General features: G+C 50.1%; 14 protein-coding genes and 3 pseudogenes. 7 read left to right on the top strand and 10 right to left on the bottom strand.

The features are described from left to right. Positions 1-141 (bottom strand): annotated as a pseudogene (locus ACVCAM_RS25275) (hypothetical protein); the annotation flags it as partial. 209 nt (positions 142-350) lie between these two features. Here ACVCAM_RS25275 and umuD point away from each other — a divergent pair. Continuing rightward, positions 351-776 carry a translesion error-prone DNA polymerase V autoproteolytic subunit gene (gene umuD, locus ACVCAM_RS25280; RefSeq protein ID WP_047063314.1) on the top strand — a complete coding sequence of 142 codons (426 nt, stop codon included), beginning with the start codon at positions 351-353 and terminating at the stop codon, positions 774-776. Then, a complete protein-coding gene (locus ACVCAM_RS25285; protein ID WP_126292219.1) occupies positions 776-2,047 on the top strand; it encodes a Y-family DNA polymerase in 1,272 nt (423 codons plus the stop codon). The genes umuD and ACVCAM_RS25285 overlap by 1 nt, the downstream gene beginning before the upstream one ends. Before the next feature lie 240 nt (positions 2,048-2,287). Here the strand turns inward: ACVCAM_RS25285 and ACVCAM_RS25290 are convergent, their stop codons facing one another. The 4 genes from ACVCAM_RS25290 to ACVCAM_RS25305 all read right to left on the bottom strand — a co-directional run bounded on the left by ACVCAM_RS25290 (position 2,288) and on the right by ACVCAM_RS25305 (position 4,898). Beyond that, on the bottom strand, positions 2,288-2,680 hold the full coding sequence (locus ACVCAM_RS25290) for a plasmid partitioning/stability family protein (RefSeq protein ID WP_126292220.1): 393 nt from the start codon (positions 2,678-2,680) through the stop codon (positions 2,288-2,290). A gap of 3 nt (positions 2,681-2,683) precedes the next feature. Continuing rightward, entirely contained in the window at positions 2,684-3,658 is a 975-nt protein-coding gene (parM, locus tag ACVCAM_RS25295; protein WP_126292221.1) for a plasmid segregation protein ParM domain-containing protein, read from the bottom strand. Between the two features lie 239 nt (positions 3,659-3,897). Continuing rightward, entirely contained in the window at positions 3,898-4,266 is a 369-nt protein-coding gene (locus tag ACVCAM_RS25300) for a hypothetical protein (protein WP_126292222.1), read from the bottom strand. Continuing rightward, positions 4,266-4,898: a ParA family protein gene (locus tag ACVCAM_RS25305; protein WP_063135952.1), complete on the bottom strand. Its 633-nt coding sequence runs from the start codon at positions 4,896-4,898 to the stop codon at positions 4,266-4,268. Before ACVCAM_RS25305 ends, ACVCAM_RS25300 begins: the two co-directional genes overlap by 1 nt. 319 nt (positions 4,899-5,217) lie before the next feature. On the opposite strand from ACVCAM_RS25305, the gene ACVCAM_RS25310 reads away from it, so the two are divergent. Together ACVCAM_RS25310 and ACVCAM_RS25315 are read left to right on the top strand one after the other, a co-directional pair. Continuing rightward, positions 5,218-5,529 carry a hypothetical protein gene (locus tag ACVCAM_RS25310; protein WP_126292223.1) on the top strand — a complete coding sequence of 104 codons (312 nt, stop codon included), beginning with the start codon at positions 5,218-5,220 and terminating at the stop codon, positions 5,527-5,529. A 172-nt stretch (positions 5,530-5,701) separates the two neighbouring features. Next, positions 5,702-6,397: a replication initiation protein gene (locus ACVCAM_RS25315; RefSeq protein WP_063135953.1), complete on the top strand. Its 696-nt coding sequence runs from the start codon at positions 5,702-5,704 to the stop codon at positions 6,395-6,397. Between the two features lie 83 nt (positions 6,398-6,480). Here ACVCAM_RS25315 and ACVCAM_RS25320 read toward each other — a convergent pair whose 3' ends face one another. The 5 genes and pseudogenes from ACVCAM_RS25320 to ACVCAM_RS25340 form a co-directional block, all read right to left on the bottom strand. Further along, on the bottom strand, positions 6,481-7,266 hold the full coding sequence (locus ACVCAM_RS25320) for a site-specific integrase (protein WP_126508659.1): 786 nt from the start codon (positions 7,264-7,266) through the stop codon (positions 6,481-6,483). Between the two features lie 98 nt (positions 7,267-7,364). Beyond that, on the bottom strand, positions 7,365-7,763 hold the full coding sequence (locus ACVCAM_RS25325) for a hypothetical protein (protein ID WP_185812378.1): 399 nt from the start codon (positions 7,761-7,763) through the stop codon (positions 7,365-7,367). Positions 7,764-7,809: 46 nt separating this feature from the next. Continuing rightward, a complete protein-coding gene (locus ACVCAM_RS25330; protein WP_190272690.1) occupies positions 7,810-8,142 on the bottom strand; it encodes a hypothetical protein in 333 nt (110 codons plus the stop codon). Positions 8,143-8,180: 38 nt separating this feature from the next. Beyond that, positions 8,181-8,528 carry a hypothetical protein gene (locus tag ACVCAM_RS25335; protein WP_094935808.1) on the bottom strand — a complete coding sequence of 116 codons (348 nt, stop codon included), beginning with the start codon at positions 8,526-8,528 and terminating at the stop codon, positions 8,181-8,183. 149 nt (positions 8,529-8,677) lie between these two features. After that, positions 8,678-9,137 (bottom strand): annotated as a pseudogene (locus tag ACVCAM_RS25340) (hypothetical protein). Between ACVCAM_RS25340 and vapB the strand changes: the two are divergent. The 3 genes and pseudogenes from vapB to ACVCAM_RS25355 form a co-directional block, all read left to right on the top strand. Beyond that, on the top strand, positions 9,094-9,324 hold the full coding sequence (vapB, locus tag ACVCAM_RS25345) for a type II toxin-antitoxin system VapB family antitoxin (protein WP_001261282.1): 231 nt from the start codon (positions 9,094-9,096) through the stop codon (positions 9,322-9,324). The pseudogene ACVCAM_RS25340 and the gene vapB overlap by 44 nt on opposite strands. Continuing rightward, complete coding sequence (locus tag ACVCAM_RS25350; protein WP_001044770.1) at positions 9,321-9,737, top strand: type II toxin-antitoxin system VapC family toxin; 417 nt, start codon at positions 9,321-9,323, stop codon at positions 9,735-9,737. The genes vapB and ACVCAM_RS25350 overlap by 4 nt, the downstream gene beginning before the upstream one ends. 73 nt (positions 9,738-9,810) lie before the next feature. Further along, a pseudogene (locus tag ACVCAM_RS25355) lies at positions 9,811-10,029 on the top strand (AAA family ATPase); the annotation flags it as partial. Positions 10,030-10,070 lie beyond the last annotated feature (41 nt).

A 10,070-nucleotide genomic window follows, 5' to 3' on the forward strand; every position in this document is an offset into this window, starting at 1 on the left:
CTCATCGCTAACTTTGCAACAGTGCCGAAGGCAACAAGTGACTATCAGGATCAGGCGGCTACCGAATTTCCGACGCACAGGCTCAGTTGCATCAACGGGAACTCCGGCATATCGCAGAATTTTTCTGAAACCAGGGGTCACAGGAACCTCAACAGCACAAATATGATGAGATTCATTATATTACATTTTGTTAGATAAAGGTGCCCTGCCGCGTCTCCACCTGCTGCAACAACTGTTTTTTTTGTTTCCACAGCAATCGGTTAGCACCAGACGCAAGAAGACTACTTGAAAAAAGACGGTCCACGAAAAATAATACTGTATATGCATACAGCTTTTTGAGGTGGATAATGATGATGTTTATTCCTGCGGCATCTGAGGCTAATGAGTTAAAAATCCCACTATTTACTGAACGTTGCCCGGCGGGTTTCCCGTCCCCTGCAGCTGATTACACAGAATCCGAACTGGATCTCAATGAGTACTGCATTCGCCGGCGCCACGCGACCTACTTTGTCAGGGCTATCGGCAACTCGATGAATGATATTGGCCTCAACTCCGGTGACCTGATGGTGGTTGATAAAGCAGAACAACCCCGTCATGGAGATATCGTCATAGCGGAGATAGAAGGTGAATTTACCGTTAAACGGCTGCTGCTCACCCCCCGCCCTGCCCTGCAGGCGATGAACCCGGCGTACCCTGTCATGTATCCGGACCCTGAAACACTGCAAATCTTCGGCGTTGTCACAGCATTTATTCACAAAACACGGAGTACTGACTGATGTTTGCCCTGGCCGACGTGAACAGCTTCTACGCCAGCTGTGAGAAGGTTTTCAGGCCGGATTTGCGGGGCAAGCCGGTCGTGGTTCTCAGTAACAATGACGGCTGTGTAATCGCCCGTAGCGCCGAGGCCAAACGGCTCTCCATAAAAATGGGGACGCCGTGGTTCCAGCTGAAAGATGCTCGTTTTTCTGAAAAACTGTATGTGTTTTCGAGTAATTATGAGCTGTACGCGAGCTTAAGTAACCGCGTGGTGGCTTTACTGGAAGAGTTATCTCCCCGCGTCGAACAGTATTCAATCGATGAATGTTTCCTCGATACCCGGGGAATTGACCACTGCATGAATCTGGAAGATTTCGGCAGGCAGCTGCGCGGGCACGTCCTCAGTGGTACAGGCCTGACAATCGGTGTCGGGTTTGGTGCAACGAAAACGCTGGCCAAATCAGCCCAGTGGGCGTCAAAGGAGTGGCCGCAATTCAGGGGAGTTCTGGCGTTGTCACCGGACAACCCCCGCCGCACGGCAAAATTACTCAGTCTGCAACCGGTAGAGGAAATTTGGGGCGTGGGGAACCGGATAGCGAAGAAGCTGAAGGTCATGGGGATCAACACAGCCCTGCAGCTGTCTCTGACCAACCCAACATTTATCCGTAAGAACTTTAACGTCGTTCTGGAACGGACTGTGCGTGAGCTTAACGGCGAAAGCTGCATTTCGCTTGAAGAAGCCCCGCCCCCAAAACAGCAGATTGTCTGCAGCCGCAGTTTCGGACAACGGATCACCGTCTATGAAGAAATGCGCCAGGCAGTCTGCCTGTATGCTGAGCGTGCCGCAGAAAAATTGCGTGGTGAACGGCAGTACTGCCGGCACATCTCCGCCTTCATCAAAACATCTCCCTTTGCCGTTAATGAACCGTACTATGGGAACCTGGCCACGGAGAAACTGAATACACCAACCCGTGACACTAGGGATATTATCGCGGCAGCGGTCAGAGCACTGGACAGAATATGGATTGATGGCCACCGCTATGCCAAAGCTGGAATTATGCTCAATGATTTCAGTCCGAACGGGGTATCCCAATTGAACCTCTTCGATGAAGTGCAACCACGGCCACACAGTGATGCGTTGATGAAGGTTCTTGACGGTATTAATCACTCAGGCATGGGTAAAATATGGTTCGCCGGGCGGGGTATTGCGCCTGAATGGCAAATGAAACGAGAAATGCTGTCACCGGCATATACCACTCGCTGGAAGGACTTACCGGTAGCCAAATTTTGATATTGTTTTTTTACATTTATAGAATTATTAATATAAAAACAAAAATCTTTTTTATCATTTAACACTGATTAATAACCAACACACATTCTCCTCTCCTCCCATACCCGGCGGGTCTTGACAACCGGCCGGACGGAGCCCACCCCAAAGCGCAGCTTCGGCTGATGTTTTCATTACGTAATGGTTATTATAAATCGAGTGTACTCCGCGAAATTTAGCAGATTTCACGGAGCGAGAGTTATCTCAGATGAGATTTTTCATCTTCGTTCTGGCAGCTTTCAGGCGAGCTTTTTCACCGTCATCCTCAGAGGGTTCTGGAGATGTTGTATTCTGAAGGCCGCCCAAAGCCTTCAGTACGTCTTTTATATCGGCTACAGATGGTTTCCATCCTGTTATTTGAGAGATCTGGTTAATGACCTCATCTACATTTAGCTTTCTGGTGAACAATTCAGTCATTATCGCAGGAATTCTCTCATCCAGCTGATGCATTATAAGGCCAGTTATCAAAGCATTCCGATATAACTCCCCCCGGTTTTTCCGGGGGATTGATTCTATTTCAGCCAGAGCAAGACGGTCGGCCGTGTCCTCCGGGTGAAGGTACAACGAAAGTTTTTTTCTTTCTTCACCGTCATGCATCAATTAATCCTCCGCTTTAAAACGCGCTATTGACTGAACTAGTGCTGTCTGGGGCTCATCCATAAGCACTACCTTTTCGCCAAGATGGCTCCATGCTTCACGAACAGCATCCAAAATAAGCGTGGCGCCACCACCTACGATATAGACACGATTTACATTCCGATACTGCAGTAAATCATCCACAACAGCTTCGCCCAACTTATGAATTGCAGTTTCAATCGTGTCGAGAACCAAATTCTGTTTTGACGTTTCGTTAACTACCTGCGCAACAAAATCCTGGTCGTGACGGTTTTTAATCAGCTCATCAGCAATCATTGGACTGGTATCACTACTTGCCATTTTAAGCGCTGTGAGCGTGGCTTTAGTAACCATTGATACACCGATATCCGGATTACCATGTACTGCCGACACATCTTCAAACTGGCCAACAATTACCCCGACATCCAGGGTCGTACCACCGAGATCGATAACCAGTGATTTTTCATACTGGCCAACATTATCTGCAACCAGGCGTGTAAAGACAGCAGGAAGTGATTCAGGCATTACTTCAACGCTTTTGATGGTAAAAGTGGCCCCTTTGTTAAGGGTTACTTCTCTCATCAGGTTACTAATTTTCCTCTCGATATTGAGTGTATTTTTCTGGCAGTCAGCAGTGTAGAACTCGCTGATTGGTAACGTAACGGTGAGCTCTATCTCCTGTGGTTCAATCCCACTGTTCAGTAATGCGTGGTGAACCGCCAACACGTTTGTATCGGAGTACTGATACTCAATGTGAGTCGTATTGATCGCTGCTTCGCTGACCGGATCATAGGTATATTTGCGGCCATCAAGCAGGTAGTTATAGGTACGGCTGCTACCAATGCCTTCTACTTTCCAGTTATGCCGGAATGAGTTTACCGACACAGCGCTTTTCAGTGCCTTACCCTCAAACCAGGCCAGTTTCACATTTGTAGAACCATCATCGCAAAATATCTTCATGAACATCTCCATTGATACTCAGGTTGAGTATTTATAAGCATTTAAAAGCTACTCAACTTGAGTAATTACGTTTGTTGGCACCAGGTAAGTACTCAACCTGAGTACCTCACTGAATCTTTTAATTACTCACTTTGAGTATTATATCATTATTCTTGCAGCAATCTAGCTTTTAGCTTGCTTAAATCTTGCAGCAAGATTTAATAAACATAAAGAAAGCAGCAAGATAGCTGCAATCTTTATTAATACCCTTGTTTTTCTTTATAGGCTTCGACTGCTTTCTCCAGCACTTCAACCAACTTCAGCCCCTCGCGATCAGCAATATCTCGAATCTCCTGATCGAACGCAGGGGTAACTCGCGTTGCGAAAGCCAGTGTTCTATTAGTTTTTCTCGCAGAACGTCCGTCACGACGCGTATAAACCTCAGCGTCTTTTTGCGGATTCTCTGGTTGTGCCGAGTCAGTTTCAGTATGTGAAGCATCCAGCTCCGCAGTACTGGCTACAGGTGCTATTTCTGGTGCGTTCAGGCTGGTAGCCACTTCATCCGGGCCTGGAGGAGAACCCAACCCTCCGCGCCCTCGTTTAGTTTTAAGTTTCGATGCGTCCGCCATCACTCTTCTCCAATCTTATCTATGAGCGCCTGGATAAGTTCATCAGCTCTCTCGTTTAAACCTTTGTATCGGGTTTCCGTTACCGCAAGGCCTGAATTCATCGCCTTCCTGTAAGCTGGCTTCTCAAAGAGACAACCTGCTAATGTTTCATACCCTGCTTCGCTGATATATGCACGGGCATCCAGTTCTTCGGCTTCGGTGCCTACCCGGCTTAAAGCAAAAACAAGTTTGGAACGTGGAATCCCTTCCTTGACCAGCGCATTGAAAACTTTAATCGCAGGGATGAGGTCATCAAGCGATGCACCTGTTGGTTGAACGATAAGATCCGCAACCTTCGCAATTTCAGAAGTTCCTTTGCTTGCACGAGCAGGGCCGTCAAGAATCAGGAGTTCAGCGTCACCGGCTGATTCTATCGCTTCCTTTGCAGTAGCAAAAATTTCAACTGAAGCAACTGCCGGCAGCCCAGCGGCCAAACGTCTACGATGCCAGTCAGCACTTGTTGCCTGTTCTAAGTCGAGGTCAGCTAATTTAGTTTTGATACCACTGGCTGACGCTTCACGCGCTAAAGCTCTGGCTTTAGTGCTTTTACCTACACCGCCTTTCTGCGAAATTAAAGCAACTATCCAGGCCATATAGCCCCCCTGTTTCTTGCTGCCAGCTTGCAGCAAACATTAATGAGAACCCTTTTAGGTTCATATCAGTCTAATCTAAGTGACAAGATAGCAGCTTGCAGCAAGATTGCAACAAACTGATAATCTTGCTGCAAGCTTAAAGCTTGCATTTACTCACTGTGTTGCTCTTTGAGTGTTATGTACAGCAACAAAGAACTAAAACATCCTATCTTAGCCCGCTGCATTCTATCAGCATGATTGCTGCTATCTTGCAGCTAACAAACATATGAGCTAGCAGATAGATTGCAGCCAGAAAGCAAGTAGTGCTCGCCGCAGCCATGTGACCGAGCAAGGCGAGCGAACTGGCGAGGAAGCGCAAGAGCAACGGGGTTACAGATGGCAATTACGCGCAGGACCTGAAGACTTAGACAACTATGGGAAATACCCCAAGTTTGGAGATAACGTGTTATCCACTTATACACCGGGTATTTTTAAAAGCATTTTTACTCTTTTTATTTCCTTTTTATCCATTTTACCCCTTTTAGAAACCTTCCAGACCACGCCAGCCGCACCTCTCAAGGCAGCAGTATGGGAAACACCTAAAGTTCTGCTGGGAAACACCCCGGGTTACTGTGGGGAACACCACAAGTAGCTATGGGGAACACCTCAACAAAGTATGGGAAACACCACGGGTTACTATGGGAAATACCCCTAGTTCATCCGCAGTTCATATACCTGTTGATAACTTACTCATTCTTCTTGTGACTTTGGGTCCCTCATGCCAGTATGTGGGGATATTCAAAAACCCCCACACGGTGAAGGCGATGACCACGGAAACCCTTAAAAAGCCAGTCAATATCAGCCAGTCCAATGAGCTGACTGAGGCCGCTTACTATTTGCCTCTGCAGGCAAAACGTGTGCTGTGGCTTTGCCTGATGCAGTGCTACCCGATGAAGGATGATCCCGATTCTGTTTCTCCGATATTCACAGTTACTGTGGCGGATTATCAGAAGTTTTTTAAGGTCAGTGTGGATACTGCCTCTACTGACGTTAAAAAAGGTGTGACCGCACTGGCCGACAGCAGCGTGGTTTTTTACCCTAAAGAAGGGGAGTTTGAAGAGGTGAAACGCCCCTGGCTGGCTGAAGCAGGCCTGAAAAAAGGACGGGGGAAATGGCAGATCGAGTTCAACTACAAGGTGATGCCGTATCTAATGGGGCTGACCAGTCAATTCACCACCTACTCCTTATATGACTGCGGCAAAATCAACAGTGTGCGGGTTATCCGGCTTTATGAAAGCCTGTGCCAGTACCGTTCCAGTGGTGTATGGATCACAACCCAGGACTGGCTGTCTGAACGCTTCATGCTCCCGGAATCACAGCGCAGTAACTTTGCTGAGATGAAACGCACCTTCATCAATCCTGCCCTTAAGAAAATCAACGCCAATACGCCTCTTAAAGCCGCTATGACACAGAATGACGACGGCCGACTGGTATTCACTATCCTTGATTCTAAAAACTAACTTGGGGTATTTCCCATATCAGCCCTGCCGTCTGCGAAACTTTAGGTCATTCCCATAAACTGAACCTGGGGTATTTCCCATAATCATCCTCGGTTCAGTTGTTTCATCAATGCAACCGCATCTGATTCCGGCATAGCAAACTGAACACGGTGGCGCGCCGCTACATCGAGCGCAAAAACTTTCGTATACACTTCCGTCGAACTTATCGACTTGTGTCCCATAAGACTCTGCAGCACCTTCAGCGGTATACCGGCATAAAGCATATGCATCGCGTAACTGTGACGGAATGTGTGAGGGGATATCGGCACGGAGAACGTCACTCCATCGGCCGCAGCGGCCTCCACGGCTTCGCTGAGCCAGGTTCGCACGGTTCGATCGGTAATATTCCAGATACGAGCCTTTTCCATTCTGCCTGTATTCTTGTTTTTTCGTTCCAGGGGGATCTTCAGTGTGGCCACCATCATCTCCAGCTGGCTGACATACTGCGGATCAGAGAGCGGTACCAGACGGTGAACCTGACTGCCAGCAGGAGCACGGCCCGCTGTTCTAGCGGCTTTTTCGGTCCGCTGTTTGAGCGTGGCCAGCTTCACAAACGGGTAGGGCGGCTGCAGCAAAAAATCAGTCCGGCCCAATGCCACGGCTTCGTTGACACGTGCGCCGGAATTCCAAAGGGTGGCAATCAGGGTCTTACGGTACAGGTCGGGAATATAGTGGAGCAGGGCGCTAACCTCCGGCGCTAGCAAGTATTTAGGCAGTTCATCATGCGCGAGGGCCAACTGGCGAAGTGCCAGCGCGGCCGGGTAATCGATAGACACCGGTAGCTGCGTGGTCGAAAAAGAAACGCCCTGACCTGGGATTGCCGGCATCATTGTTTACTGTCTCCAGTAGACTGGGATTGCTCTGTAAGTCGTTCCAGTGCTTTCTGCGTGTAGTCTTCTTCCGGGAGTACGCCATGATTCATTCCGGCTTATCCTCGTTTGCCAAACAGCTCGGGCATTTCATCAAACATCATCAGGTGACGGGTGCGCTTTCCGCAAAAAATACGGCGCATCATCGGCGTGAAATCCGCAGGCTGCCAGCCGTAGGGCCATGTATGGTAAATCCCTTCCTGCAGCGTGCTATCACGTCGTTCTGGTCCGGCAACGATACGTCTAACCTCTCTGCTCAGCGCCTCACCGCGCAGGCCGTACTGGCCCAGGTAGCGGCGCAGCCGCGTTCTCGGCATCCGCGGATCGGATTTCACGTAAGCATTAATATCCATATGCTGGGTAGCTGTGAGGATATTCATGCCGTGCTTGCGCATAGTGCTGAAAGCGGTGGCCATCAGGTCCGTTTCTGTCTGTGGTTCATCATCGGTTCTGTTCATCTGGTTTCCTGTTAACCGGGTTAAGGGTTGTTGCGGGGGCGATTGTCTAAGCTGACGCGGTGTTATCCTGCAACGACCGGAAGGCAAGCAGGGCATCCGTCCTGGAGAGCAGCTCTATACAGTCCCCGCGCTGCGGGTTAATCTCTTCGTCAGTGGCCTCGTTATACCTCATACGCAGCCGCCATCCCTTCATCGGTGGCGCGTTCTGTATGGCCAGCACCATCCCTTCCGGCGACAGCAGTTCACGGAGGGTGTAGCAGGCGCCGATCCGGGTCGAATCCCGCAGCCACATCACAGGGTACTCACTGACCAGCTGGTCATACACACATTCCGTCGTATGGAAGTAATTCCCGTCCGCCCTGCATAAACCGCACTTAATCCTTCCTTTACTGAGAAATCCCGCCTGCCGTTTGTATTTCAGAGTCGCTTTTTATCAGAAGTGTCATCTCCACCCGGCAGAATGGCTTCGAGTACAGCTCTCTCCCGTACACTGGAGATCTGCCCCCTGAGCGATATTGCCTGGTAAGGCGCCACACTCTGTGGACGTACCGACACGTTCCTCCAGTCTCCGCATAGAGTCCACTCATTGGGTTTCGCCATTCGGTCGGCAAGAACCCGTCCATCACGGGCGACAATTTTGGGATGGAGCCATGAACCCGGAAACATCGGTGCTTTTTTATAACTGTCGCCATTATCTGATGTCATGATCCAGATATCGTCATGACCAGCCTTCTCCAGTTCCTGGATAATTTCGTAAAGCGTCATTCTCAATCCTTCCTCAATAAATAGTCACTCAGAGCAATTATGACGTGCAGCATAATCGGCTAAGGACAACCCTGAGTCTGTCACCCGGATGATTTTTCCCTGCCGTCATCATTTTCAGGCTGATAATAAGCAGCCATATAGCCACGCCGTTAAATTACCGGACGGCCGTTCCGGCCGGATCCGACTTTTCACTTTTAGCGAAGTTTCCGGAAGTGTATCACGGCCAGGGAATAAGCAAAGCGTCCTTTTAGGGTGGTGAGCGGCCGATCGCGGGGCAGGGGAGGGACACAACATATAGCGTCACTTTCAGCTGAGAACACCGCTACATCTTGTGTTGCCTGGCCGCTGCGCTGTCGGGGCTGAAGCAGATCCGGAACTAGCTTTTTTCGGATCTGACCGGGAAAAGAGAGAATACAACATAGGTTCAACATATCCATATGCCGGGCATCTGCATAGGTGTGGCATACGCATATACTTACCATCTGCATATGCTATGACTATACATATGCTTTGCATCTGCATATACTGAACATAGTCATACAGGCCGGTCGGCCAGGAGGAAATGATGAGAACTGTATCCATTTTTAAAAACGGCAATAACCGCGCCATTCGTCTGCCCCGCGATCTGGATTTTGAGGGAGTGAGCGAGCTGGAGATCGTCCGGGAAGGGGACAGCATTATTTTGCGTCCCGTCCGGCCGACCTGGGGCTCGTTCGCGCAGTTCGAGAAGGCAGACCCGGACTTTATGGCGGAGCGCGAGGACGTTGTCAGCGACGAAGGACGATTTAACCTGTGAACAAGACCTATATGCTCGACACCTGTATCTGCTCGTTCATCATGCGCGAGCAGCCGGAAGCCGTCCTGAAGCGCCTGGAGCAGGCGGTGCTGCGCGGCCAGCGCATCGTTGTCTCGGCCATCACTTATTCTGAAATGCGCTTCGGGGCCACCGGCCCGAAGGCCTCCCCGCGCCACGTCGAGCTGGTCGACGCGTTCTGCGCCCGCCTCGATGCCATCCTGCCCTGGGATCGCGCTGCGGTGGACGCCACCACGGAGATTAAGGTGGCGCTGCGAATGGCCGGGACGCCGATCGGCCCGAACGACACGGCCATTGCCGGGCACGCCATCGCCGCCGGTGCCGTGCTGGTGACGAATAATACGCGGGAATTTGAGCGGGTACCGGGTCTTGTGCTGGAAGACTGGGTAAGATAACGCTGTAAAACAAAACAGGCGGTCTGGCGCAGCCGGACACTCTTTCAGTCAGCGGTATATAAAGGAATAAAAGATGCCTCTGATCACGCGGCTTATGCTGCAAAACTTTAAAAAGTTTCCGGAACTGGACCTGCGCTTCACTCATGACCGTAACATTCTGGTCGGGGACAATGAGTCCGGGAAAAGCACGATTCTGCTGGCCCTTGACCTTGTGCTGAGTGACAGCCGGCACCGGGTCGAGGCATTGGGTGTGGAATCGCTCCTGTCCCAGTCAGCAGTAAGGCAGTTTCAGGGGCACTGTTGCAAATAGTCGGTGGTGATAAACTTATCATC

It is taken from the genome of Enterobacter sp. CFEC122 (assembly GCF_052983755.1).

Excerpts from the sequence above, each read along its gene's own strand:
- umuD (WP_047063314.1), top strand. The coding sequence starts at position 351 with ATGATGTTTATTCCTGCGGCATCTGAGGCTAATGAGTTAAAAATCCCA.
- ACVCAM_RS25285 (WP_126292219.1), top strand. The coding sequence starts at position 776 with ATGTTTGCCCTGGCCGACGTGAACAGCTTCTACGCCAGCTGTGAGAAG.
- ACVCAM_RS25290 (WP_126292220.1), bottom strand. The coding sequence starts at position 2,680 with ATGCATGACGGTGAAGAAAGAAAAAAACTTTCGTTGTACCTTCACCCG.
- parM (WP_126292221.1), bottom strand. The coding sequence starts at position 3,658 with ATGAAGATATTTTGCGATGATGGTTCTACAAATGTGAAACTGGCCTGG.
- ACVCAM_RS25300 (WP_126292222.1), bottom strand. The coding sequence starts at position 4,266 with ATGGCGGACGCATCGAAACTTAAAACTAAACGAGGGCGCGGAGGGTTG.
- ACVCAM_RS25305 (WP_063135952.1), bottom strand. The coding sequence starts at position 4,898 with ATGGCCTGGATAGTTGCTTTAATTTCGCAGAAAGGCGGTGTAGGTAAA.
- ACVCAM_RS25315 (WP_063135953.1), top strand. The coding sequence starts at position 5,702 with ATGACCACGGAAACCCTTAAAAAGCCAGTCAATATCAGCCAGTCCAAT.
- ACVCAM_RS25320 (WP_126508659.1), bottom strand. The coding sequence starts at position 7,266 with ATGATGCCGGCAATCCCAGGTCAGGGCGTTTCTTTTTCGACCACGCAG.
- ACVCAM_RS25325 (WP_185812378.1), bottom strand. The coding sequence starts at position 7,763 with ATGAACAGAACCGATGATGAACCACAGACAGAAACGGACCTGATGGCC.
- ACVCAM_RS25335 (WP_094935808.1), bottom strand. The coding sequence starts at position 8,528 with ATGACGCTTTACGAAATTATCCAGGAACTGGAGAAGGCTGGTCATGAC.
- vapB (WP_001261282.1), top strand. The coding sequence starts at position 9,094 with ATGAGAACTGTATCCATTTTTAAAAACGGCAATAACCGCGCCATTCGT.